Source organism: Aneurinibacillus sp. REN35, assembly GCF_041379945.2.
Taxonomy (GTDB): Bacteria; Bacillota; Bacilli; order Aneurinibacillales; family Aneurinibacillaceae; genus Aneurinibacillus.
The window spans coordinates 95,309-121,081 of sequence record NZ_JBFTXJ020000011.1; the positions used below are offsets into that span (position 1 = coordinate 95,309).

Genomic DNA, 25,773 nt, shown 5'->3' on the forward strand with positions numbered 1-25,773 from the left:
ATTAAAAAGCTAAGAAAATAAGAAAGCAATCTTGCGGCTTTGTGCGGGGAATGCCCCGGCAGTATGCGCAGTATGATATGGGTCAAGAATACGCTGGCTAGAAGTGCACGCCGCGTTTGTTATTGCTTGATTATGTTTATACTTCATCTAGGGATAAGGGGGTGTATTCCAGATAAGGGAATGCGCTCCTTTTTTGCTTGCTTTTATAATCACCATCTATATTTATTGAAGGAGATTGGATACATTGGCAACATTTTATGAATTTGAGCTTCACCATTCTGTTGTTCGGGCGCTAACGCACATGGGACTTGAAGAGGCGACTCCGATCCAGGAACAGACTATTCCGCTAGCATTAGAAGGTAAAGACGTGATTGGACAAGCGCAGACAGGAACGGGAAAAACGGCTGCATTTGGCATTCCTCTCATTAACCGTCTTAATGAAGAGAAAGAGCATATCCAAGGTGTTGTTTTGACACCGACACGTGAGCTTGCTGTACAGGTAGCGGAAGAATTAACGAAAATTGCTAAAAATAAAGGTGTTGGCGTTCTGCCAATTTACGGCGGACAGGATATGAGCCGCCAGATTCGTGCATTGAAGAAAAAACCGCAAATTATCGTCGCTACACCAGGGCGTTTCATGGATCACATGAGAAGAAAGACGATTCGTCTCAACGCCATCGACATGGTTGTACTTGATGAAGCGGATGAGATGCTGAACATGGGCTTCATCGAGGATATTACGATGATTCTCGAAGAGATGCCTGAAGAGAGACAAACCCTCTTATTCTCGGCGACAATGTCTAAGCCTGTGCAGGAGATTGCACAGAAGTTTATGAAAGAGCCGGAAATTATTCGCGTCAAAGCAAAAGAAATGACGGTATCAAACATTACGCAGCAATGCTTGAAAGTATCAGAAAGAGATAAATTCGACGTGCTGTGCCGCTTCCTTGATATCGATGCACCGGAGCTTGCGATCGTATTCGGAAGAACGAAGCGCAGAGTGGATGAGCTGTCTGAAGCGCTGCATAAGCGCGGCTACAAAGCGGATGGCATTCATGGAGATCTGACGCAGGCCAAGCGCGACAGCGTGCTGCGCAAGTTCAAGGAAGGCAGAATCGATGTCCTGGTCGCTACCGATGTTGCTGCTAGAGGCCTTGATATTAGCGGTGTAACGCATGTCTATAACTTTGATCTGCCGCAGGATCCGGAGAGCTACGTACATCGGATCGGAAGAACGGGTCGTGCTGGTAAGACGGGGATTGCCATTAGCTTTGCTACGCCTTCAGAGATCGAGCATATTCATACGATCGAGACGGTAACGAAGAAGAAGATGGACTGGCGTGAAGCGCCAACTCAAGAAGAAGCGATCGAGCAGCAGCAGCGATTAACTGCTGAGAAGCTGATGGAGATGGCTGAGAAGGCGAACTTGCAAGCGTATCGTGAGACTGCCGAGCAATTGCTTGAGGAAGTTGATTCCGTTACATTGGTGTCTGCGGTGCTGAAGCTGATGACCAAGCAGCCGAATACAACGTCAGTGAAGCTGACGGAGGAAGCGCCGCTGCGGATTAAGCGCAGAAGACCGGACCATAAAGGAAACCGAGGTAATCGGGGTAGTGGCGGTCGAGGTGGCTTTGGAAAAGGCGGCTTCAAAAAGGAAGGTTTCAGTAAAGATGGTGGACGCGGCAGAAACCGCTCGTTCCAGCCTTCTGGCGGCCGTGCGCCTGTAGGAAAGTCTCAGCAACGAAAAAAGAATAAATAACATCATAACTATCTATGGTATATACAAAGACAGAGCAGGATTATTTCCGCTCTGTCTTTTCTGTATGGTAAAATTTCGAAAAAGAGATTGTACAAAATGGGGAGAGAGAAGAATGAAGTACTCCGATGGATTCCATGAAGAGATTAAAAGAAAGGATAAAGAATACCCAAAGAATGCTGAGACGTATGTCTTGGCCCCTAACAGGTATGCTGGACTGCTTACACAGTATATTGCTGAAAAAATTGGTCATACCTTAAAAGAACTTGAAAGCAAAGATCGGTATAGCGAAATGGTTGATCTTGTTTATCAAATAGAACAGGGACTGGCACCTTCGCAGTTTACTGAGCTTTATACACCGTTATCTATGATGCACTATGATATTGCCACTCCCTTGCTTCCGCGTCTATCTGGAGAATCTTTTTTGCGTGAACCTTCACTAATTACTAATCAGAAGAAGGAAGGACGTAGCTTCTTTAAAGAACTTAAGTTTGAGCTTATGACTGCAGATAGAGCTGATTTTGTGGTGAGTTTCATCCGCTGGTCGGGCCTACAGCTTCTGCTGCGCGCATTTGACGAGATGATCCAGGCTGGTAAGAGCATCCGTATCTTGACATCTACCTACTTACATATTACGGAGCCAAAAGCACTGCGACGTCTGCTGGAGTTAGATTACGTGCAGGTAAGGTGCTTTGAGACTGGAGCGCTATCTTTTCATCCAAAAGCGTATTTGTTTTATCGACAGTCCGGGCAGCATACTGCTATTATCGGTTCTTCGAATATGACGCGTTCTGCCATTGAAAGTGGACATGAGTGGAATGTGAAGCTGCCAGATATGATTCATCTGCCGATCTATCAGTCAGCGAGCCATTTATTTGAGACGATGTGGCAGGACCCGCAGGCAGTTCAGATTTCTCCTGGGTGGGTTGATGCATACGACCAGGCTTATCAGCAATCTCGACAAAAAATAAAATATACATCAAATATCGAACGTCCGGCTCTACTTCTTGAAGAAAAAGTGGCGGATGTCCATCAAGATTATAGTGCGGGAGAAGAACGGCGTGCCATTGAACCGAATGCAATGCAGGTACAAGCCCTATCCGCATTAGAACAGACACGAGAACGAGGACATGACAAAGGTGTAATTATTGCGGCAACAGGGACAGGCAAGACGTATTTATCAGCATTTGATATAAAGCAGTATGAGGCAAAAACACTACTTTTCTTAGCGCATCGTGACGAGTTATTAGAGAATGCCCGCAATACGTTCCGTGCAGTATTTGGTGAGGCAAAGAGGATGGGTAAGCTGACAGGTACAGTAAAAGAGGTGGATTATCCTTTTTTATTTAGTACAGTGCAGACTCTTTATCGTGATGATATATTATACTCATTTTCCCGCGAACAGTTTGACTACATTATCGTAGATGAATTTCATCATGCAGAAGCGGCTACATATAAGAAGATATTATCATATTTTCAACCAAAGTTTTTGTTGGGACTTACTGCTACACCTGAGCGAATGGACGGTCGTGATGTGCTTGCTTTATGTGATTACAATGTTGTATTTGAAGTGCGTCTATATCAAGCTCTTGAGCAGGGTTTGCTAGCTCCTTTTCACTACTTCGGACTGAAAGATGCTACGGTAGATTATAATAAAATTCCAACGCAAAGCGGAAAGCTCCAGGAGAAAGCGCTGGTAAAAGCGTTAAAAACACATGAGCGCGTTGATTACATTATTGAAATTATGGATAAATATGGATTTTGTGGAGAGCGGCGAAAAGCATTAGCTTTTTGCGCTGGCATAGAGCATGCGCGTTATATGGCAGAAGAGTTTAACCGTAGGGGCTGTTGTGCGGTTTGTCTGACAGGAGAAGACTCGCCCCAATACCGAATGGAAGTGATTCGTCGCCTTGAGAGCGATACGGACCCATTGGAATTTATTTTTACTGTGGATATTTTCAATGAAGGAGTCGATATTCCATCATTAAATCTCATTTTATTCTTACGTCCTACAGAATCACCTACAATCTTCATTCAGCAATTAGGAAGAGGCTTGCGGAAGGCGGAAGGAAAAGAGTACGTGACGATTCTTGATTTCATAGGAAATTATCATAAATCTTTTGTTGTTCCACTAGCATTGGCAGGACAGACGAGTCACCGTGCTTTTGACCGTGAGGCTTTGCGTGTAGCCATCGAGACAGAATTTCAGAATCTGCCTGCAGGATGCTTCGTAGAACTAGAAGAGGTTACACGTCGTCATATTCTAGAGAAAATTGCTTCTGTTCGCATGGACGCGCAGCAGATGTTGAAAAATTTATATCAAGAATTCTCGCATGAAATCGGTCAATCTCCTGAAATTATGGACTTCCTTTATTCTACACAAGCACCAAGCTTGCATTACTTTGTACGTAAATATGGTTCGTGGGTAGAAACAAAGAAGAAAATGAGCGATACGAATATATGGGATAAGAAACTTCTTACTTCATCTCTAGAACTACAGATTATCAAGCGTTTAGAACAGTCTCTTCCGTTAAAATGGCCATATGAATTTGCTGTAATTGTGCTCAGTATGCAGCGTAGTAAAGTATCTGTTGACGACGTGTTGTCATTTCTTTCTCAACGCTTTTCTATCGAACTGAGCGGAGAAAACCATGCGCAATATGTTAGCAGAGCGATGGAGCGTATAAGTAGACCGTACAAAAAACAATCATGGTCTTTTGGTAAAATAGAAGGTGGATATTTTATTGGGGACGAGCTAATTCGTTCTACTTGGAATACGGCATGGATTCGCACGTATATAGAGGAACGCATACAGTACGGGCTAATTGAATTTCAGCGTACATATAGACCTGCCGACTTTTTACAACATGAAAAGCATGTGATTCCATATCAGAATTATACGCGCAATGAATTGATTTATTTGTTTAACGCTAAAGCTGCAGAAGGTTCTTGGCGGGAGGGAGTAAGTCGGACTGGAGCTCATTATTTGCTGTTTGTGACCTTAAACAAAGGCGAGAAAGTAGAAGAACATCTTAATTACCATGATTATTTCATTGACCAAAAGCACTTTCACTGGCAGTCTCAGAACATCACTTCTCATAATTCAGAGCGTGGTCGTGATTATATTAAACATAAAGAAAGAGGACTTCATGTTCATCTTTTTGTGCGGAAAGTCGAGAAGATGCATGGTATGACGCTACCTTTCATGTATCTTGGTGAAGCGGAATATATGAAAAGTCACGGAGATAAGCCGATGAATATTGTCTGGAGGCTTACGGAGCTACTTCCAGAACATATTTTTATTGATTTTGTTCGCTAGAGAAAGCAGGAGGATAAATATGAAGAAAATAGACGTAGTTGGAGCTGTTATCGTAGGAGAAAAAGGTAAGATCCTATGTGCATTACGCTCCCAGGATATGTCACTTCCAGGGATGTGGGAATTCCCGGGCGGTAAGATTGAAGCAGGGGAAACGGCAGAAAGTGCTCTTACGAGAGAAATTACAGAAGAGCTTGGAATTGAGATAGAAGTGGGCGAGTTGATCGCAGACATTACCCATGAATACTCCAACATTATCGTGCGGCTTCTAACGTATTATGCAGTGATGGTGGATAAGAATGCGGTTCTGCGTCCTACCGAGCATGAGCAGTTGGAATGGGTGGAACCCGGCCGGTTGAAAGAATTGAAATGGGCGCCTGCTGATATCCCGACAGTGGAGAAGATTTGTTGATAGAACAATGAAAGTGGAGCGATAAAGCATGACAAGATTGCCAATTGAAGACGTTCTACCCAAAGTAAAAAAGACCCTTCATTCTTGTGTAAATGCGGTGTTGGTAGCGGCGCCGGGTGCGGGAAAAACAACAAGAGTACCGCTTGCTCTCTTAGATGAGCCTTGGCTTGCGGGACGCCGGATTCTCATGTTAGAGCCACGACGTCTGGCCGCTCGTTCCGCCGCACGCTATATGGCCGCCCTGCTTGGTGAGCAGGTTGGCGAGACGGTAGGATACCGGGTTCGAATGGATACACGGGTGGGCAAGGATACACGTATCGAGGTTATTACCGAAGGTGTGCTGACAAGACTATTGCAGGCTGATCCTGCATTAGAGGATGTAGGACTTGTTATTTTTGATGAATTTCATGAGAGAAATCTGCATGCGGATGTAGGGCTTGCCCTGTGCCTGCAATCTCAATCCATTCTACGGGATGACTTACGTGTGTTAGTGATGTCAGCAACGCTTGATGCAGGGCCGATTGCTTCGCTGCTGGGTGATGCACCTATCCTTGTCAGTGAAGGCAAGATGTATCCGGTAGAGACAAGGTATATATCTAAGCGGATAGATGATCGCATCGAGCCGGCGATTGTGCGCACGATTGGTGAAGCACTAAAGAGAGATGTGGGGGATATACTGGTCTTTCTTCCGGGAGCAGGAGAAATTCGCCGAGTGGAGAGACAGCTTATCGAGGAGGGGATGGATGCGTCTGTATATATTGCGCCGCTGTATGGAAGTTTGCCGCGAGAGGCACAAGATGCAGCGGTTGCACCGAGTCCTAAAGGGCAGAGAAAAGTGGTGCTGGCTACGTCGATTGCGGAGACGAGCCTGACGGTAGAAGGTGTCCGCGTCGTTATAGACAGTGGACTTATGCGTGTGCCGCGTTTTTCACCACGTACGGGCATGACTCGGCTGGAGACGATACGGGTTTCTAGATCATCCGCCGATCAGCGCCAGGGTCGAGCAGGACGACAAGCACCGGGTGTGTGCTATCGGCTGTGGACAGAGGAGGAAGATCGATACCTTGCTCCAAGAAGTACGCCTGAGATTCTTGCGGCAGATTTAATTCCGCTCGCTTTAGAGCTTGCAGCCTGGGGAGTAGCTAATCCCGGGGATCTGTTATTCCTTGATTTTCCCCCAGCCGCTGCATTTAATCAGGCAAGAGACGTGCTGATGCAGTTAGGGGCGGTGGATAACGAAGGGAAGATTACAGAACATGGCCGGCGCATGGCCGAAGCCGGACTGCATCCAAGGCTTGCTCATATGATCTTGCAGGCGCTTCCGCTTGGTGAAGGAAGATTGGCCTGTGATCTTGCGGCACTGCTTAGCGAGCGGGATTTATTTCGTGCGGAGCGCATAGCGCAGGCTGATATTCGCTTGCGTATAGAAGCTTTGTATGAGGGAAAAGCTCCGCTATCTGCTTCCTTTCGTGTTGATGAAGGAGTGCGGCAGCGAATTCTTGTGGAAGCGGCACATTGGCGAAGCGAATTCGGAGTGAAATTGGATAAGACCAAGGGGTTCGATGCTTGTGGTCTGCTGCTGGCTTTTGCTTATCCGGATCGAATTGCGAGCAGAAGAGAGACGGGGCGCTTTTTGCTGCGCAGTGGCAGGGGTGCCGCGCTTCCCGTGCTTCAGCCTTTATCGAATGAACCATATATTGTGGCTGCACAACTCGATGATCAGGGAGCTGAAGGACGGATTTACCTGGCGGCTCCTCTAGATGCTGCTTTGTTGAACTTGCATTTTGCCGAACAGATTGTGGAGGATACGCTTGTATTTTGGGATCGGGAGGCACAGTCGGTTAGAGCACGTAAGCGTGAGATGCTAGGTGCGTTGACGCTTAAGGATACCGCTGTGGCAGAGCCGAATCCAGAAGCGATTCTTGCGGCACTTCTCAGTGGCATTGCGGAGGAAGGGCTCGGGGTACTGCCATGGAATAAGTCTGCTCGACAGCTTCAGCAGCGCATGATATTTATGCATCGTCTAAAAGTGGATTGGCCGGATGTTTCAGATACGATGCTTGCCAAGACGGTAGCTGACTGGCTTGGCCCACATCTATATGGAATGAGAAGCAGAAGTGACTTACAGTGCTTGCGTATGCAGGAGGTGCTTGAAGCACTGCTTCCTTGGGAGCGGCGCCGCCAGCTTGATGAATACGCTCCTTCACATTGTACTGTGCCGAGTGGCTCGCGTATTCCCATTGATTACAGCAATTCGGATGCTCCTGTGCTTGCGGTAAAGCTACAGGAGCTGTTCGGTTGGAGAGAGACGCCTTGTATCGGTGGAGGAAGAGTGCCGCTAACGCTACACCTGCTCTCACCGGCACGACGACCGGTGCAGGTGACGCAGGACTTAGCCAGTTTTTGGGCCAACGCTTATTTTGAAGTGAAGAAGGATTTGAAGGGGCGCTATCCTAAGCACTATTGGCCGGATAATCCGCTCGAAGCAATCCCGACGAATCGAACTCGCCCCCCCTCCTAAAAAAGATATAAATACTCAGCCGTTAATGTTCGTCTATTTTAGTTTGGTTTGGGGAGCAGGAGAAGTGCTTGTGAAGCCAAGTGACGATTTTATCTGACAATTCTTGGTCAACAGGCTTCTTAACCTGCCGCTTATAATCTTTTAATATGACGCTGAATTCTTTGGTAACATCGGTTTTTCGGAGGATATGTGTCATCTCGGGGATCAGGTAATGCTCGCATTCTCCCTGTACGGTTCGGCAGATTTGCTCAGCATGCTCTGGATGCACCTGCACATCCTTCGTGCCGGTAATCGCTAGGATGGGACAGGTGATTTTTTTCAGGTCGTCCCGTACATCATAGTGCCCGTGCTCTCGGTTCCATTTCACGCTTATTTTCTGTCCTTTGAATGTAACAACGGATTCAGTGGTGTCTTGAATTTTCTGAAGCAGTTCGTTATTCATTTTATCCAGTTTGCCGGAAACATTGAGTAAACGAAGAAGCCAGCCGCTGAATCCTTTTTTGTTCTCTATTTCTTCTTTCATTTGCTTGCGCTGCCAAGCTGTAGTGTCGGACAATGGCTCAGCCGTACCAGCCAGAAGAATCATTCCGTTTACAGGCGTACGTGCATGAATGGCTGGTGCGATGATCGAGCCTTCGCTGTGGCCAAGTAGAATGATGCGAGACGAATCAATTTGAGGGTGCTGCTTGGCGAAGTCTACCACGGCGGCAGCATCGTCGATTAAGTCAAATAGCCCCATCTCATGGAAGTCTCCCCCGCTCTGTCCAACGCCCCGCTTATCATAGCGCAGAACGGCAAATCCTGCGGCGGCAATCCTATCGCTTAGCTCTTTGAATGCATTTATATGAAGCTGTTTAGCATTTCCATCCCGGTCAATGTCACCGCTGCCGTGAATCATGATGATTATAGGGTGTTTCTCTTGTTCCTGCTGTGGAAGAGCTAGAGTAGCTGCCAATGGGTAAGCGCTAGGTATGCTAACTTCTTGTTCTGTATAATACATAGTAAAACGCTCCTTTTTATGCAATCGCACAGCTTATTATTATCGTTTTTGATATTGTTATTAATTATGATAGAAATAAATGGAATGTGGTGTCAAGAACAAAGTAGAAGGGAACATATATTTTTGTGGGTAAAAATAAAATTGTAAGCGCTATTTACTGCATGGTAAAATGGCATTTGTGAGTTTACACCATGAGAAAGGGGAAAACACCTTGGCATTATTTGAGAAATTCGTCTCGATGAGCAATGATATTTTATGGTCGTATATTTTGATCGTGTTATTGATCGGCTTAGGAATATACTTTACTTTCCGAACCGGTTTTGTCCAGTTTAGGATGTTTGGCGAGATGATCCGTCTTCTAGGAGATGGTGTAGGAGACACTGCAAAAGGAAAAAAAGGGGTATCTTCTTTTGGAGCCTTCTGTATTAGTACCGCATCTCGTGTAGGTACAGGAAACTTAGCGGGCGTGGCGCTTGCCATCTCGCTTGGCGGCCCGGGTGCCGTGTTTTGGATGTGGCTCATTGCGTTAATCGGCTCAGCCTCTGCGTTTGTGGAAGCGACGCTTGCACAGATTTATAAGGTAGGGGATAAGGACGGCTTTCGCGGAGGCCCGGCGTATTATATGGAGAAAGCATTGCGTCAGCGGTGGATGGGTGTTTTGTTTGCCGTATTGATCACGCTGTGCTTTGGTCTGGTATTTAACTCGGTTCAGGCCAATACCATTACGCTTGCTTTAGAGAGCGCATACGGCTTTAATCGGTTGTATGTCGGTTTGATTATTACGGTACTGACCGCATTTGTAATTTTTGGTGGAATTAAGCGCATTGTGAAAGTAGCTGAAGTTATTGTTCCGGTCATGGCCGGCGGATATGTTTTGTTGGCGCTCTACATAGTAATTACAAATATTACACTTGTACCAGAAGTCTTCGCTACCATCTTCAGCAGTGCTTTCGGTCTGAAGGAAGCAGTTGGTGGAGCGGTAGGAGCGGCCTTGATGGAAGGAATTAAGCGTGGTCTATTCTCTAATGAAGCGGGAATGGGAAGCGCGCCGAATGCTGCAGCGACCGCATCCGTAAGTCATCCGGCGAAGCAGGGGCTCATTCAATCACTCGGCGTATTTGTAGATACACTGCTGATCTGTAGTGCGACCGCTTTTATCGTTTTATTATCCGATGCTTATAAGGTAGAAGGATTAGAGGGAATTGCAATTGTACAAGCTGCTCTTAGCACGCATGTGGGCTCTTGGGCCGGCAGCTTCATTGCTGTTGCGATCTTCTTATTTGCATTTAGCTCTGTTGTAGGGAATTACTATTATGGCGAAACCAATATCGAATTTATCAACACAAACAAAACATGGCTATTTGTATACCGCGTAGCTGTAATTGGTATGGTTATGTTTGGTTCGCTCGCGGAAATCTCGATCGTTTGGAGTATGGCTGACTTGTTCATGGCCCTCATGGCGATTACGAACTTAATAGCCATCGCCCTTTTAGGTAAGATTTCTTTCAAAGCATTGCAGGATTATATGCAACAGAAAAAGCAGGGAAAAGACCCTGTATTCTATACATCAAGCATTCCCGGTTTGCAGAATGTAGAATGCTGGCCGGAAAGAGCGGCAGATGCGATAATGGATACTTCAAAAAGCAAAAAGTAAGAGGAATTGCAAGCCTGCGGATATGCGCAGGCTTTTTTCTGCCTGAGGAAGAGTATAGAAAGCGAACAAATAAGTAATAAAAGAGGTAGCAGATCAGGAAAAGAGTCTCCGATAGGATTGGTAATGTTGAACTCTCCATACACAGACGATATTATAGAACAAAGAAAGGTACATATCTGTCTGGCCGTACTATTCATTTCATATAGAGAGGTTGATTGCATTGGAAAATAAGCCAAGTTCATCGAACTTCATCAAAAGCATCGTGATCGATGATCTAAAATCCGGCAAAGTGAAGGAAGTGGTTACTCGCTTTCCACCAGAACCGAATGGGTATTTGCATATTGGGCATGCCAAGTCGATTTGTCTAAATTTCGAGCTGGCTGACGAGTTCGGGGGGAAAACGAATCTCCGCTTTGACGATACGAATCCGCTTAAGGAAGATATCGAATATGTTGAATCCATCAAGGAAGACGTCAAGTGGCTTGGGTTTACATGGGATGGTCTGTTTTTTGCCTCTGATTACTTCGAAGAGATGTACAACCGGGCCGTATTGTTGATTAAAAAACAGAAGGCGTTCGTCTGCGACCTGACACCGGAGCAAATGCGGGAGATGCGCGGTACGCTGACGGAGCCGGGAAAAGAAAGCCCGTATCGCAATCGGAGTGTAGAAGAGAATCTTGACTTGTTCGACCGCATGCGTAAAGGTGAATTCAAGGATGGAGAAAAAGTACTGCGCGCAAAAATTGATATGAGCTCGCCAAATATTAATATGCGTGATCCGATCCTATACCGTATCTCGCACTCTTCGCACCATAATACGGGAGATGCATGGTGCATCTATCCGATGTATGATTTCGCACACCCGCTTGAGGATGCCATTGAAGGCGTTACACACTCTATCTGTACGCTTGAATTCGAAGACCACCGTCCGCTGTATGATTGGGTCATTCGTGAATGTGAGATGGAGAATGTTCCGCGCCAATATGAATTTGCCCGTTTAAACGTAACCAATACGGTAATGAGCAAGCGAAAGCTCAAGCAGCTTGTCGATGAGAAGTTCGTGGATGGCTGGGATGATCCGCGTATGCCAACCATCTCCGGTCTGCGCAGAAGAGGCTTCACACCGGAGGCAATTCGTACATTCTGCCGTGAGATTGGTGTAGCAAGAAGCAATAGCCTTGTTGATGAGAAGATGTTGGATCATTTCATTCGTGAAGATCTTAAGCTGAAAGCACCGCGTACGATGGGAGTTCTGCGCCCGCTAAAGGTTGTTATTACGAATTATCCGGAAGGGCAAGTGGAAATGCTTGATGCAGAGATCAATCCGGAAAATCCAGAGATGGGCATGCGTCAAATTCCATTTTCACGCGAGATCTATATTGAGCAGGACGACTTCATGGAGGAGCCGCCAAGCAAGTACCACCGCCTCTATCCAGGCAATGAAGTGCGCTTAAAGCATGCCTACTTTATCAAATGCAATGATGTGATCAAAGATGAAGATGGTAATGTAGTCGAGATTCATTGTACGTATGATCCGGAGACAAAAAGCGGATCTGGATTTACGGGTCGCAAAGTGAAGGGTACGATTCATTGGGTGGAAGCATCAAATGCTGTGCCGGCCGAATTCCGCTTGTATGAGCCGCTTATTCTTGATGAAGAAGGGGAAGAGGAGGAGGGCAAGACATTCCTTGACTATGTCAATCCGAATTCCCTTGAGATTGTCCAAGGCTTTGTTGAGCCGAATATGAAGGATGCGAAGCCGCATGATAAGTATCAGTTTTTCCGTCATGGCTACTTCAATGTTGATCCAAAGCATACGACAGACGAGAAGCTCGTATTTAATCTTATCGTTTCCTTAAAAAGCTCGTTTAAGCTTCCAAAGTAACTAATACAGACAAGCCTTATCATACATAGGGCTTGTTTTTTTGTGCTCGATATTTCCAACTTGTGCAGATGATTTACGTGTATACTATATAAAAAGATGAAACTACTACCAGGCTATTACGTATGTATTTGTAGTATGTAATTTGGGGGCGTGCAATAATAATGGAAGAAAAAAAAGATAATGAACTTTTAGAAGAATTGGATTATGTATTCAAAAAAATAGGCAGGAAAATCACGCTGGATTTAACCAAGCGCCTCAGTCCTGTTATTTCTGCTTCACAGAGCTTAATTATGAATATTTTAGATAAGAACGGTCCTAAGAAAGTGTCGGAGCTGGCAGAAGAACTTGAAATCACGCTGCCTTCCATTACGACGCTGGCTGATAAGCTTGTGGCGTTGAATTACATTGAGCGGAAGAAATCAGATAAAGACCGACGCATTGTGTATTTGCATATTACGGAAGAGGGACGCCGCATAGTTGAGGAACTAAGTGACGAGAGACGGAAGCGGCTGAAAAAATATTATGAAGCACTGTCAGAAGAAGACATACGTACACTGATTCGTATTTATTATATTATGCTTTCTCATTTAGAAGAGCATGGAAAAAAGGATGGGGAAAGAAGTTAGCGCGCTTCTTCCCTATTTTTTATGAATAAATTATTTACGTGTATTCGACTATTGACGTACGTACAGGTGTACCGTCTATAATATTAATTAGTTTATTTAATTAATATTTCGCGATAAAAAATTTTTGAAGATAGAGAGAAGGGCTTCAGAGCATGATAAGACAAACAGGAGGGATACGATGAAGGTCTATATAGTATACGATAGCGAAAATGGGCATACGCAAGCGGTGGCATCTTCAATAGCTGAGGGTGCGCAAAGCATAGAAGGAGCGGAGGTATTTCTTCGCCATGTTGATGAAGCGGATGTATACGATCTTGTGGATATGGATGCAATTATCTGGGGGTGTCCAGGGCATTTTGGAACCATCAGCTCCGGGTTGAAGACATGGATCGATAAGCTGGGTTATTTGTGGGCGCAGGGTAAGCTCGTAGGAAAAATCGGAGCCGTATTCTGCACAACTGCGTCTTTACACGGAGGCCTAGAGGCAACGATGCTTAATCTTATTACTCCCATGCTGCATCAGGGTATGATTATTGTAGGGCTTCCAGCCAATATTCCTGAGAATGCTTTGTATGGTTCGTTCTATGGGGTTGGAGTCACATGTCCTGTCGAGAAATCTTTGGATGCGCCACCGAATATGCCAAATGAAAATGACCTTGCACTTGGTCGTGCATTAGGCAGACGGGTAGCGAATGTAGCAGGACAATTTGCGGCTGGCCGCCTGGAAGTAAGAGGGTAAGGAAAATGATGACAGGAATTATTATGGGTGTGCTTGCGCTGCTTGCGCTTGTGTTTCTCATTATATTCAATATCCGTGCGTCAACTCGTATGCCGGACGAATCTTCAGCTCCTTCACCAAGCGAACCGGTGCATCACTCACAAGAAGCGGCTGCTTCCCCATCGCGCGAAAAGAAGGAAAAACAGGACATTATACAGCAAGCAGAGCCGCCGACTATAGTACAAGGTAAAGAGAACGTGCGAATATCTAAAAGCCCAGATGATGAATATCGGCAGGCTCTACGACAGATATCTTATGAGCAGCAAGAAGTCAAAAGCGAAGAAGAGCTGCCGGACACTACCATGTCAGATCATGACTATCGTAATGCGATGCGATCTTTAGGAAAAAGAGATGAAAAATAAAGTAAAGCCCTGGCCGAAATATAATGGTCAGGGCTTCACTTTATTATATAGCGAGCTGCGATTATTTTGTCGCTGTGACTTCTGCCTGAAGATTTTCCTCTCTTCCTGCGCCGAACAAGCGGTATGCAGCATGGTGAGTAGGGCCGACATACTTATTGAGCGGGAAGGAATGGCGAATGGCATCCGTAATGAATGCTTTTGCGATATCAATCGCTTCGCGGGCAGACTTGCCTTTTGCCAATTCGGCAGCAATGGCCGCAGAGTATGTGCAACCTGCACCATGTGTGTAGGTTGTTCCGATGCGCTCAGATTCGAGTATTTCGAAGTTCTTTCCATCGTAGAGAACGTCTACTGCCGCTTCGTGCTGCAGTTTGCCGCCGCCTTTAACAATAACGTATTTAGCGCCGTGCTCCTGGATTTTTGCCGCTGCTTCTTTCATCTGATCGACCGTCTTAATCGGACCAAGTCCGCTTAATTGAGAAGCTTCAAACAGGTTTGGTGTTACGACAAGCGCCTTTGGTACAAGCACGTCACGCAGGCAATCGTTCGTCTCCGGATGAAGGGCTTCATCAGCGCCTTTGCACACCATAACCGGGTCGACAACTAGGTTTTTGATATTGTATTTTTCGATTTTACTTGCCGCCATCTCAATAATATCAATGGAGCCAAGCATTCCTGTTTTGGCAGCATCTACTCCAATACCAGCCATAACCGTTTCCAACTGTGCTTCAAGCGTACGTACGTCAATTGGAAATACGTTATGGAACCAATCGTTGTGTGGGTCCTGGGCTACGATAACAGTTAACGCCGTCATGCCGTATACCCCGCGTTCCTGGAATGTCTTCAGGTCAGCTTGAATACCGGCACCGCCGCTTGTATCTGAGCCCGCAATTGTTAATGCTTTATACATGCTCATATGTTCATCCCCTTTGCAACCGCGAATTCATAGTGTATGTTCCTTTATTCTGTGAGGCTCGAAGAAGGATTACTCATCTATTTGATAAATAAATAATTCGCATTCCCACAGGCGGTTTCTATCCTTAATTATAACAATCAGAACGAAGAGTACAATCAAAAAGAGGGACAAGTAGATGTTTTCGAAATCTTATCTTGTTGCAAAGCAAAAAAGCATATGGTATCATTTGGTTACTAATTGAACAACGGTCAATTAATGTGAGGTGAGGTGTTTTCATTGGCAGCAAGAAAAGCAGTCGATCAGGAGCTTACAAGAGAACGAATTTTAGATGCGGCTAGGGAGCTTTTTGTCACGTACGGGTATCGGAATGTATCAATGCGGCAGATTGGACGAGAGCTTGGATACAGTCACGGCTCGATCTATTATCATTTCAAGAATAAGGCAGAGTTATTCTATGCGCTCGTTCGCGAAGGCTTCAGATTACTCGATGTCAAGTTTCATACCACTATGGAGCAAGAACTTGCAGCAGAGGAGAAGCTTGCTGCCATCATGCTTGGGCTCATCGAGTTTGGCCTTACCCATCAAAGCCATTATGAAATTATGTTTTTGATTAAAGACGAGGAAGTAAAAAGCTATCTGCAGCAGGAACCGTATCAAAGCTATGAGAAATTTGCCGGAGCGGTGCATGAATTAAGCGGAAGAAAAGCTGATGCAGCAAAAATATGGTCTGTATTTCTTGCCTTGCATGGCTTTATTTCACACTATTATAAGACAGAGATGAGATTTGAAGATGCAAAGCCGGCGGCTGTGATACATATACAGTTTTTAATACAAGCTCTTCACTAAATTTTTTTGTATAAAATTGAACAATGGTCAATTAAAAAGGGAGAGAATGAAAAACATGAAAAAAGCAATGGTATTAGGAGCATCAGGCGGAATGGGCTATGCGCTGGTGAAGGAGCTTGCTGCGCAGGGAGTTGAAACGATCGCCTTCGCCCGAACAAAAAGCAAACTTGAAGCGCTTTTTGGAACGTGCAAAAATATTCATATCGCACAGGGAGATGCCCGCTTACTTGCGAATATTATAGAAGCCGGCAGCGGCGTGGATGTTATTTTTCATACGATTAACATTCCGTATTCTCAATGGACAGCAGGACATCCTATGATTATGGAGAATGTGCTATCGGCGACAGAAAAGCTTGGTGCCAAGCTGGTAATGGTTGATAATATTTATGCATACGGCAGAGGAAGCGAACAAGCGATTGGCGAAGAGTATCCAAAACAGCCGCATACAAGGAAAGGGAAGTTTCGGCTTACGTTAGAAAATATGATATGGAAAGCAAATCAGACGGGAGTTCCGTCACTGGTTGCCCACTTCCCAGATTTTTATGGACCGCATGCACCCAATACAGTTTTGCACTATACGTTTCATTCGATGCTGCAGGGCAAGCGGGCAATGTTTGTTGGTGGGCAGGAGATCAAGCGGGAATATATTTTCACACCGGACGGGGCAAAGGCGCTGATCGAGCTTGCAAAGCGGGAAGATGCGTACGGCCAGCATTGGAATATTCCAGGATACGGGGTCATTACCGGTAAGGAGATCATCGCGATCGCAAGAGAATTTACAGAGTTTACCGGCAAGGTAGGAACGGTTGGCAAGGGAATGATTACGCTGCTTGGTTTATTTAACAAAGATATGCGGGAAATAAAGGAATTAATGTACTTAATGGAAGAGCCAGTCGTCTTATCCGGCAGCAAGTATGAGGCACATATTGGACCGCTGCCTAAAACTCCGTATAAGGAGGGGATTCGGCAGACGATAGCATGCATGAAAGGAGCTTAGAGGCACACTATGATTTTAATTGGTTTGACCGGCTGGGGAGATCATGATAATTTATATGTCGACAAAATTCCCAGTCAAGATAAACTCCAGGTGTATAGCTCATACTTTCCTGTGGTGGAAGTAGATAGTTCGTTCTATGCAGTGCAGCCGGTAAAAAATTATGTGAAGTGGGTCCGTGATACGCCGGAGCGCTTCCGCTTCCTTATTAAAGCCTATCAGGGTATGACCGGACATCTTCGTGGAGAGAATCCGTTTGAGAGTATGGGAGAGATGTTCGCTGCGTTTACGTCATCGATTCAGCCTGTCATCGACGCAGGTAAGCTTGCAGCGGTGTTATTTCAATATCCACCCTGGTTTGACTGCACACAGAAGAATGTTGGTATTCTTCGTTATACGAAGGAGAAGATGGGAGACATTCCGGTTGCGCTTGAATTTCGCCATCAGAGTTGGTTTGCACCTCGGATGAGAGAGCAGACGCTTTCCTTTATGGAGCGGGATGGCTGGATTCACAGCATCTGTGATGAGCCGCAGGCCGGTGTGGGCTCTGTTCCCACGGTTCTTCATCCTACTCACCCATCGTTGACCGTTGTGCGGTTTCATGGTCGCAATGTATCAGGCTGGCACAGCAGCGGACAGCCGAATTGGCGCGATATCCGCTATTTATACCGATATAATAAGGAAGAACTGTACGAATGGAAGGAGAAGCTGTTATACCTTTCATCCAAATCGAAGGATGTGTGCGTGGTATTCAATAATAATTCCGGCGGGGATGCGGCAGATAATGCTAAACAATTAATGGAACTTCTGGGAATTGAATACGAAGGACTTGGACCGCGCCAGCTCAAACTTTTTTAATGAATGATAAGGGATTTGTAATTGAACAACAAACAAAATTATCAGGAAGAAAGAACTCGTTTACTTAGTTGTGCGAGTATCTTTCTTCCTTTTTATTGCACAATAAACTTTCAAAGTCTATTTATGAAATATTTATGAAGAAAATTTGTGAACTTTTTTTGTCGATTTTGTTACAAGGTCACCGAATTGCGGTAACTTTGCTATAATAGGCGTCGCATCCGAACTTTTATATTATAACCACCATGAATAAGGAGAATAAGATAGCGAACTTTTTTTTGAAAAAATATGGATGTGGAGCTGTCTTAAGGGAACAGAAGGGAGGTAACTGGAGCAGTTATGACTAAAAAAGGTCTTGTGAAATTAGGTGCATTATTACCTTTTTTGCTGCTATTGCTCACTGGTTGTACAGAAAAAGTCGATGTATTAGACCCTAAGGGTCCAGTCGCACAAAGCCAGTATAACTTGATTCTTTGGTCTTTTGCATTGGTATCGCTTGTATTGATCGTAGTATTCGTCCTGTTTACCATCATTTTAATTCGTTACCGTGAAAGACCGGATAATATGGATTATGAGCCGCCGGACACACATGGAAACACGAAGCTAGAAATTCTCTGGACGGTTATTCCTGTAATCATCGTTCTTGCTCTTGCCATTCCTACAGTACAAATTACGTACGGGTTGGAGAAAAAACCTGTAACGCCGGAAGATAAAAAGCCGGTAAAAGTTCAGGTAGTTGCCGCAGACTGGAAATGGATATTCAAATATCCTGAACAGGGAATTGAGACAGTAAACTATCTACACATTCCAACTGGACGTCCAATCGACTTCCAACTTGACGCTACAGCGAATATGAACTCCTTCTGGATTCCGAAACTGGGCGGGCAGGAATACACGATGCCAGGTCATACGGGTTATCTCTGGCTGCAAGCGGATGAGCCAGGTACGTATGAAGGAAAGAGTGCCAACTTTACGGGTGAAGGATTCGCGCACATGAAGTTCCAAGTCATTGCACAGGAGTCTGAAGAATTCGAGAAGTGGGCAAAAGAAACGAAAGCAACAGCACCCAAATTGACTGATGAGAAATTCAAAGAAATCATCAAGAAGGGTATTTTGGATGAACGCTTGACGTTCTCTAGTACACATGATGACGCGATTATTGAAACTGTACACAAGTATCGTAAGAAATCTGGCGAAAATAGCCATGAACAACACTAGAGGGTAACTCTGTGACGGAAGGAGGAAGGAAGAGTGCGTTGGGATGAATTTTTTGTAACAGGCGACCCGATGATCTACGCTGCGGATGCTTCCATTGTGCTAGCCACAATTGCGATCGTAGCTGTACTAACGTACTTTAAGAAGTGGAAGTGGCTCTGGACAGAGTGGCTTACTACCGTTGACCATAAAAAAATTGGTATCATGTACATTCTCGCCGCCCTTTTGATGATGTTCCGGGGTGGTGTGGACGGATTGCTGATGCGTGTCCAATTGGCCGCACCAGAGATGAAGTTCCTTGAATCAGAACACTACAACCAAATCTTTACTACACACGGTACGCTGATGATTCTCTTCATGGCGATGCCGTTCATCTTTGGTATGATCAACATTGCAATGCCGCTCCAAATTGGAGCCCGTGACGTTGCATTCCCATGGTTGAATGCTCTGAGCTTCTGGCTCTTTTTTGCGGGTGCAATGCTGTTTAACCTTTCATTCGTTATTGGTGGTTCTCCGGATGCCGGATGGACAAGCTATACGCCGCTGGCAAGCCTTGAGCATAGTCCGGGCGTAGGGCAGAACTATTATCTATGGGGGCTTCAGCTCTCGGGTATCGGTTCCTTAGCGAGTGGTATTAACTTTATTGTTACGATCTTACGACTGCGTGCTCCAGGTATGACACTGGCAAAAATGCCGATGTTCACTTGGTCCGTATTAATTACATCAGTTATTATCGTTTATGCGTTCCCGATTCTGACAGTTGCTCTGGCACTGCTTACATTAGACCGTATGTTTGGAACACACTTCTTTACGGTAGATGGCGGCGGTATGCCGATGATGTGGGTAAACTTATTCTGGATGTGGGGACACCCGGAGGTATATATCGTTATCCTCCCGGCGTTTGGTATATTCTCCGAGATCGTAGCTACGTTCTCGCGTAAACGACTGTTTGGTCACAATGCGATGGTTATTTCTATGGTCGCCATCGCGGGTCTGAGCTTTATCGTATGGGCGCATCACTTCTATACGATGGGTGCGGGGCCAGGTGTTAACTCATTCTTCTCAGTTTCAACCATGCTGATCGCAATACCGACAGGTGTTAAGATCTTTAACTGGCTGGCTACGATGTATAAGGGACGCATTCGCTTCACGGTACCGATGATGTGGACGCTTGCGTTTATTCCGAACTTCGTAATCGGTGGTGTAACGGGCGTTATGCTCGCAGCCGCTCCAGCTGACTATCAATATCACAACAGCTACTTCCTTGTATCGCACTTCCACTACGTGCTGATCGGGGGCGTTGTGTTCGGTATGATCGCAGGTATGTACTACTGGTGGCCAAAAATCTTCGGCTTCAAGCTTAATGAGCGCCAAGGTAAACACGGTTTCTGGTGGTTTATGATCGGATTTAACGTAACATTCTTCCCGCAGTACATTCTTGGTCTGATGGGAATGCCGCGCCGTATTTACATGTACAGCAACCCTGATTGGGGACTGCTGAACCTGACATCTACGGTGGGTACATTAATGCAAGGCGTCGGCTTCTTGATTATCTGCTACAACATCTATTGGAGCATTCGTTATGCGCCACGTACGAACGAAGCTGATCCATGGGATGCACGTACACTGGAGTGGGCGATTCCGTCTCCGGCTCCGTACTATAACTTCTCTCGTATTCCTGAGGTGAAAGAAATTGACCCAGTATGGTATGCGAAGAAGCGTGGCGAGAAGGTAATCGATGGTCCGCTTGAGAAGGTCCATATGCCGAGCAATTCTGGCGTTCCGTTCATTCTTGGACAGATCTTCTTCGTATTCGGCTTTGGATTTGTCTTCGGATGGTATTGGATGGTCATTCCGGCCTTCATCGGTGTCCTGCTCTGCATGGCATGGAGATCGTTTGACTACGATGATGGCTATTATGTAAGCACAGATGAAATTAAGAAGATAGAGGGGGTATAACGATGGCAGCACACGTTGATCCAGGGTACAAGGGACCCCTCGAATATGGTACGGAAGAAGGCAGAATGAATATTCTTGGCTTCTGGATTTTCCTTGGAGCCGAGTTCGTTCTCTTCTCGTGTCTGTTTGCGATGTACATCATTCTTCAAGGAAGTACAGCGGGCGGACCAACTTCACAAGAGATTTTTGAATTCAAGAGTTTCATGATTCAAACCATGTTGCTTTTGACCAGTAGTTTTACTTGCGGGCTGGCCATTCATGAGATGCGTCGCGGAAAAGCGAAACCGCTGATCATCTGGTTGATCATTACGCTGCTTCTTGGTCTTGGCTTCCTGTACATGGAGATTGAAGAGTTCTTACTTTATATCTATCATGAAGGAGCTACATGGGGCACAAGCGCGTTTCTCTCCTCCTTCTTCGCATTAGTAGGAACACACGGTTTGCACGTAACGCTTGGTTCTCTGTGGATGATCAGTATCATCATTCAATTGGCACAGCGCGGATTGACACCGAAAACGACACGTAAGGCGTTCATTATCGGTCTGTACTGGCACTTCCTGGACGTTATGTGGATTTTCATCTTTACGATCGTATACTTGTCAGGAATGGTGGTGTAATCGATGGCTTCTCCTACTAACAATAATGAACCGTATACTGAGGAACATGAGGATCACGGGTTTCCGTGGGGACACGTAGTTGGCTTTGTTCTGTCTCTTGTCCTAACATTTGCGGCAATCTGGTTTGTACTTAACTCTGGATTAGCTACAAATGTTGCCATCGGTATCAGCATCGTCTTGGCGATTCTGCAAGTATTTGTACAGTTGTACATGTTTATGCATATCCGTGAGACAAGATCGGCTATCTTCCAGACAGGCGGGATCTACTTCGGGATATTCGTAGCCTTTACGGTTGTGCTTGGTTCCATCTTTGTTATGTGGTATGTATTGATGAACCATGCGTATTAAGAAATAAGAAAGCGGGTTGCCGTTATGCGGCGCCTGCTTTTTTGTATTCAATCATTCATCGTAAATTGTGGTAAAAATAAAGAGACACTCCATAAAAGATGAGGTGAAGGCTATGCTATATACATATGAGATTAAGACGCAGGCACGTGATCAATTTGTTGAAATTACAGATAAGGTACAAGCGGCCATCGAAAAAGAGGGATTGAAGGAAGGGATCGTCGTTGTCTATTGCCCGCATACGACAGGTGGTATTACGATTAATGAAAATGCGGACCCTGATGTTGTACATGATATGCTAATGCGGCTAGATGAAGTCTATCCGTGGAACATCCTAAATACCGACATGGCGAAGGAAATTCAGCTTCACACCTAAAAGCAAGTACGGTAGGAGCTTCACAATCTATTCTTGTAAAGGATGGAAAGCTTTTATTGGGAACGTGGCAGGGGATTTATTTCTGCGAATTTGATGGCCCACGTCAGCGGACATTCTACGTCGCCATTCAAAAAGGATAAGCGAGCGCATTGGAGCGGGCGCTGTACTTTTGTAAAAGTGTAAACTCGCTTATGATAAAGAGAGAGGCAAACGAGCATAGTATTCATGAATGGAGTGATAGAGAGTATGGACAGCACAACAGGAAAGCGCCAGGAGCTTGCAACATTTGCCGGAGGCTGCTTCTGGTGTATGGTCAGCCCGTTCGAAGAGATGCCGGGCATCGAAAGCGTAGTATCCGGCTACACAGGCGGCCATAAGGAAAACCCCACCTATGAAGAAGTATGCTCGGAGACGACAGGGCATTATGAGGCGGTACAAATCACATTTGATCCGGACGTATTTCCGTACGAAAAGCTGCTGGATATTTACTGGCAGCAGATCGATCCGACCGATCCCGGCGGCCAGTTTCATGATCGAGGCCAGTCGTATCAAACGGTGATTTTTTATCACAGTGAAGAGCAGAGACTGGCAGCGGAAGCATCGAAAAAAGCGCTGGCAGACAGCGGACGCTTCACCAAGCCCATCGCAACCAAAATTCTGCCTGCAAGCACGTTCTATTCGGCAGAAGACTATCATCAAGGGTATCACAAGAAGAATCCGCTTCATTATAAGATGTACCGCAGAGGATCAGGCCGTGAAGCCTTCATTGAAGAGGCGTGGGGACCGACGCGTAATAAAGCACTGCTTAAGGAGCGACTGACTCCGATGCAATATGAAGTAACACAGAATAACGGCACAGAGCCGCCGTTCCGCAATGAATATTGGGATAATAAGCGGGAGGGGCTCTATGTGGATATCATCTCAGGCAAGCCGCTTTTCAGCTCGCTTGATAAGTTTGATTCTGGATGTGGCTGGCCGAGCTTCACGAAGCCGCTGGTAGAAGAAGATATTGAAGAGAAGTCAGATTATAGCCATTTCATGGTTCGTACCGAAGTGCGGAGCAAGGAATCAGACTCGCATCTAGGCCATGTATTTAACGACGGACCGGCTCCAACCGGATTGCGCTACTGTATCAATTCCGCATCATTGCGCTTTATTCCAAAAGAAGAGATGGAGCGAGAAGGCTACGGTCAATACTTGCATCTATTTGACGAAAATAAAAAGATATAATATATACGATATTGTGGATAGTTGGTCACACCTGTGGGGTGTGGCTTTTTTTATGCAAACACAGTTAGCGAATGCACTGAAAATTTGCACAACGCAAAAAAATATTGCAGGCCTATATGCAAGAAAATGACGTATATGGACCCTGATAAGAGAGCGCGTATTATCATTTTCTATGCCCCTCCCTACCTTCCACATAATTATTTGAATAAGAAAAAAGAGAAGGATCGTGAGCTGCTTGCCATCATCGAGGAAGTTTTGGAGACCGTAGAAGAAAAGACTGGAGAACGTTTTGTCCTAAAAAAATTTTTTCCATATTTAGCGGATGGAAGCTTTCTATCTTTGCATGAAACGGATGAAGAAATCCTTTCATTAATTAAGAATTTTCCTCAATGGCATCAGATCTATCCCGTTCCTGTGAATGATATTCGAGACTTGAATATTGCCTCCGTAAACATTGGTGTCTATGGAAAAGACGGACATAAATGGACGGAGCGGGTATATAAGCCATATACATTCGGCGTACTTCCCAGCTTAATTCGCGCAGTTACGTATCGCCTGTTACATTGTCAGTCAGAAATGACGGTGAGCAGATAAACATACAAGAAGATAGCGAGGTCAGTCTGCATTTCAACGGCAGGCTGGCCCTTTTTGCAAATAACATACAATTTTTTAACAATTTATTTATTCTGCCATAACAATGCGGCTGTATTGTATAAGTAACAAGTGAATACGACAAGGTTGGAGTCTAGGAGAAACCTCAAATAGAACTTACAAGATAGCCGTTCGTGTACTGCGTTTGCGCGGTATATGAATGCTGCTTGCACGCTGTAATTCTATTTAAGGTTTTTTTGTTTGAGGAGGAGCGCATTGTGAATCGTACAGACTTTTATACAAAGCTTGCAAACAGCAGAAAGATCGCTTCGATCAAAGATGAGAGACTGCTTGAAAAAGCACTTGAAGCCGATGTAGGTTCCGTTGTCCTGTCGGTTGGAAATGTAGGTAATATTGCGCGCTACGTACAGCTTTATAAAGCGAAAGGAATTCCTGTGTTCGTTCATCCGGAGAGGATCGGTGGGATGAGCCAAGATAAGGATGGTATTGCATTTCTAGCCAGATGTGTAAGGCCGGATGGCATTGTGACTACCCGCAACAGTCTAATCAAGCAAGCGAAAAAGCAGGGGCTTCTGACCGTTCAACGCTTCTTTTTGATTGATAGTGATGCGATTATCTCAATCAAAAACTCGGTTCAGGAGACAGAGCCGGATGCGATAGAGATTATGCCGGCGCTTCTGCCCGAATTCATTATGGAATTTCGCAGCCAGCTCTCCATACCTATTATTGCCGGGGGATTGCTGTCAAATCGGCAGCAGATGAATGAAGCGCTGCATTATGGAGCCATCGCTGTATCTATGGGAAATCACCGATTATGGAAGGAGAAGATGAAGAATGAACGCTATCCGCTGCCTGCTGTTTGATCTGGATGGAACACTGCTTGATAGCCGTGATTCTGTAGTAGATGCAGTATATGCTACGGCAGAGGCACACGTGCCGGGTCAGTTTACAAGAGAAGCCATCATGATGCGCTTTGGTGAATCGTTCGATGAATTCGTGGAAGTAATCGAGGTATCACTGGGCGGAAGATATACGAGAGAGCAGGTGTTTCAGTATTATTTCGAGCACCTGAATACGTATCATGATCGTACGATTCGTCTTTTTCCAGGTATTCAAGAAGGATTATATACATTAAAAGAGGCGGGGTATTCTCTCGGCGTTGTGACGAATAAGCAGCGGGATTTTACAATGCGCGGGTTGCAGATTGCGGGGATTCAGTCCTTCTTTGATTCGGTTGTGACTATTGATGATGTAAGCGCGGGAAAGCCTGCAGCAGAACCAATACTACGGGCTATGGCAGAGCTTAGAGCATTGCCTGCTGAGACGGTGATGATTGGTGATAGCAAATATGATGTCCTTGCAGCCAAGGCTTCTGGCGTAAGCAGTGTATTGCTTGATTGGTATGAAGCCGTTCATGATATTTCCATATGTCCGGACCATTACTTTCTGAATTTCCAAGACCTTGTGAGCGAATTGACGCTGCAAAAAACGAAATGAG

At 45.4% G+C, this 25,773-nt stretch carries 22 protein-coding genes and 1 pseudogene; 21 read left to right on the forward strand and 2 right to left on the reverse strand.

What is annotated here, in order from left to right; translation table 11 throughout:
* The first annotated feature begins 244 nt into the window (after nt 1–244).
* From AB3351_RS18055 to hrpB, 4 genes are all read left to right on the forward strand, one after another.
* A complete protein-coding gene (locus tag AB3351_RS18055) occupies nt 245–1,759 on the forward strand; it encodes a DEAD/DEAH box helicase (protein ID WP_371148548.1) in 1,515 nt (504 codons plus the stop codon).
* A 112-nt stretch (nt 1,760–1,871) separates the two neighbouring features.
* Nucleotides 1,872–5,075, forward strand: a complete 3,204-nt coding sequence (locus AB3351_RS18060) for a DUF3427 domain-containing protein (protein WP_371148549.1) — start codon at nt 1,872–1,874, stop codon at nt 5,073–5,075.
* Between the two features lie 19 nt (nt 5,076–5,094).
* Nucleotides 5,095–5,484 (forward strand): (deoxy)nucleoside triphosphate pyrophosphohydrolase, encoded by a 390-nt coding sequence (locus AB3351_RS18065; protein WP_371148550.1) that lies wholly within the window; start codon nt 5,095–5,097, stop codon nt 5,482–5,484.
* A gap of 28 nt (nt 5,485–5,512) precedes the next feature.
* Nucleotides 5,513–8,005 (forward strand): ATP-dependent helicase HrpB, encoded by a 2,493-nt coding sequence (hrpB, locus tag AB3351_RS18070; protein ID WP_371148551.1) that lies wholly within the window; start codon nt 5,513–5,515, stop codon nt 8,003–8,005.
* A gap of 22 nt (nt 8,006–8,027) precedes the next feature.
* Here hrpB and AB3351_RS18075 read toward each other — a convergent pair whose 3' ends face one another.
* Nucleotides 8,028–9,005 (reverse strand): alpha/beta hydrolase, encoded by a 978-nt coding sequence (locus tag AB3351_RS18075; RefSeq protein ID WP_371148552.1) that lies wholly within the window; start codon nt 9,003–9,005, stop codon nt 8,028–8,030.
* A gap of 238 nt (nt 9,006–9,243) precedes the next feature.
* Between AB3351_RS18075 and AB3351_RS18080 the strand changes: the two genes are divergently transcribed.
* The 5 genes from AB3351_RS18080 (at nt 9,244) to AB3351_RS18100 (ending at nt 14,310) form a co-directional block, all read left to right on the forward strand.
* Nucleotides 9,244–10,659, forward strand: a complete 1,416-nt coding sequence (locus AB3351_RS18080; RefSeq protein WP_371148589.1) for an alanine/glycine:cation symporter family protein — start codon at nt 9,244–9,246, stop codon at nt 10,657–10,659.
* 220 nt (nt 10,660–10,879) lie between these two features.
* Nucleotides 10,880–12,544 (forward strand): glutamine--tRNA ligase/YqeY domain fusion protein, encoded by a 1,665-nt coding sequence (locus tag AB3351_RS18085; protein WP_371148553.1) that lies wholly within the window; start codon nt 10,880–10,882, stop codon nt 12,542–12,544.
* Between the two features lie 161 nt (nt 12,545–12,705).
* Nucleotides 12,706–13,170, forward strand: a complete 465-nt coding sequence (locus AB3351_RS18090; protein WP_371148554.1) for a MarR family winged helix-turn-helix transcriptional regulator — start codon at nt 12,706–12,708, stop codon at nt 13,168–13,170.
* A gap of 178 nt (nt 13,171–13,348) precedes the next feature.
* Entirely contained in the window at nt 13,349–13,909 is a 561-nt protein-coding gene (locus AB3351_RS18095) for an NAD(P)H-dependent oxidoreductase (protein ID WP_371148555.1), read from the forward strand.
* Nucleotides 13,910–13,914: 5 nt separating this feature from the next.
* Nucleotides 13,915–14,310, forward strand: a complete 396-nt coding sequence (locus AB3351_RS18100) for a hypothetical protein (protein WP_371148556.1) — start codon at nt 13,915–13,917, stop codon at nt 14,308–14,310.
* 61 nt (nt 14,311–14,371) lie between these two features.
* Here the strand turns inward: AB3351_RS18100 and pdxK are convergent, their stop codons facing one another.
* Complete coding sequence (gene pdxK / locus AB3351_RS18105) at nt 14,372–15,226, reverse strand: pyridoxine/pyridoxal/pyridoxamine kinase (RefSeq protein WP_371148557.1); 855 nt, start codon at nt 15,224–15,226, stop codon at nt 14,372–14,374.
* 276 nt (nt 15,227–15,502) lie between these two features.
* Here pdxK and AB3351_RS18110 point away from each other — a divergent pair, with 276 nt between their 5' ends.
* The 12 genes and pseudogenes from AB3351_RS18110 (at nt 15,503) to AB3351_RS18165 (ending at nt 25,772) form a co-directional block, all read left to right on the forward strand.
* Nucleotides 15,503–16,072, forward strand: coding sequence for a TetR/AcrR family transcriptional regulator (locus AB3351_RS18110; protein ID WP_371148558.1), 570 nt, complete (start codon nt 15,503–15,505; stop codon nt 16,070–16,072).
* A gap of 55 nt (nt 16,073–16,127) precedes the next feature.
* Nucleotides 16,128–17,069 (forward strand): SDR family NAD(P)-dependent oxidoreductase, encoded by a 942-nt coding sequence (locus AB3351_RS18115; RefSeq protein WP_371148559.1) that lies wholly within the window; start codon nt 16,128–16,130, stop codon nt 17,067–17,069.
* A 9-nt stretch (nt 17,070–17,078) separates the two neighbouring features.
* On the forward strand, nt 17,079–17,924 hold the full coding sequence (locus AB3351_RS18120; RefSeq protein WP_371148560.1) for a DUF72 domain-containing protein: 846 nt from the start codon (nt 17,079–17,081) through the stop codon (nt 17,922–17,924).
* Nucleotides 17,925–18,260: 336 nt separating this feature from the next.
* Entirely contained in the window at nt 18,261–19,139 is an 879-nt protein-coding gene (gene qoxA / locus AB3351_RS18125) for a cytochrome aa3 quinol oxidase subunit II (RefSeq protein ID WP_371148561.1), read from the forward strand.
* A 33-nt stretch (nt 19,140–19,172) separates the two neighbouring features.
* Nucleotides 19,173–21,095, forward strand: a complete 1,923-nt coding sequence (qoxB, locus tag AB3351_RS18130; RefSeq protein ID WP_371148562.1) for a cytochrome aa3 quinol oxidase subunit I — start codon at nt 19,173–19,175, stop codon at nt 21,093–21,095.
* Between the two features lie 2 nt (nt 21,096–21,097).
* On the forward strand, nt 21,098–21,712 hold the full coding sequence (gene qoxC, locus AB3351_RS18135; RefSeq protein ID WP_371148563.1) for a cytochrome aa3 quinol oxidase subunit III: 615 nt from the start codon (nt 21,098–21,100) through the stop codon (nt 21,710–21,712).
* Between the two features lie 3 nt (nt 21,713–21,715).
* Entirely contained in the window at nt 21,716–22,060 is a 345-nt protein-coding gene (gene qoxD, locus AB3351_RS18140; protein WP_371148564.1) for a cytochrome aa3 quinol oxidase subunit IV, read from the forward strand.
* 112 nt (nt 22,061–22,172) lie between these two features.
* A pseudogene (locus AB3351_RS18145) lies at nt 22,173–22,573 on the forward strand (secondary thiamine-phosphate synthase enzyme YjbQ).
* A gap of 106 nt (nt 22,574–22,679) precedes the next feature.
* Complete coding sequence (msrB, locus tag AB3351_RS18150; RefSeq protein ID WP_371148565.1) at nt 22,680–23,663, forward strand: peptide-methionine (R)-S-oxide reductase MsrB; 984 nt, start codon at nt 22,680–22,682, stop codon at nt 23,661–23,663.
* A 135-nt stretch (nt 23,664–23,798) separates the two neighbouring features.
* On the forward strand, nt 23,799–24,257 hold the full coding sequence (locus AB3351_RS18155; protein ID WP_371148566.1) for a hypothetical protein: 459 nt from the start codon (nt 23,799–23,801) through the stop codon (nt 24,255–24,257).
* 275 nt (nt 24,258–24,532) lie between these two features.
* A complete protein-coding gene (locus AB3351_RS18160) occupies nt 24,533–25,138 on the forward strand; it encodes a glycerol-3-phosphate responsive antiterminator (RefSeq protein WP_371148567.1) in 606 nt (201 codons plus the stop codon).
* Entirely contained in the window at nt 25,110–25,772 is a 663-nt protein-coding gene (locus tag AB3351_RS18165) for an HAD family hydrolase (RefSeq protein WP_371148568.1), read from the forward strand. The genes AB3351_RS18160 and AB3351_RS18165 overlap by 29 nt, the downstream gene beginning before the upstream one ends.
* The last annotated feature ends 1 nt before the right edge of the window (nt 25,773 follow it).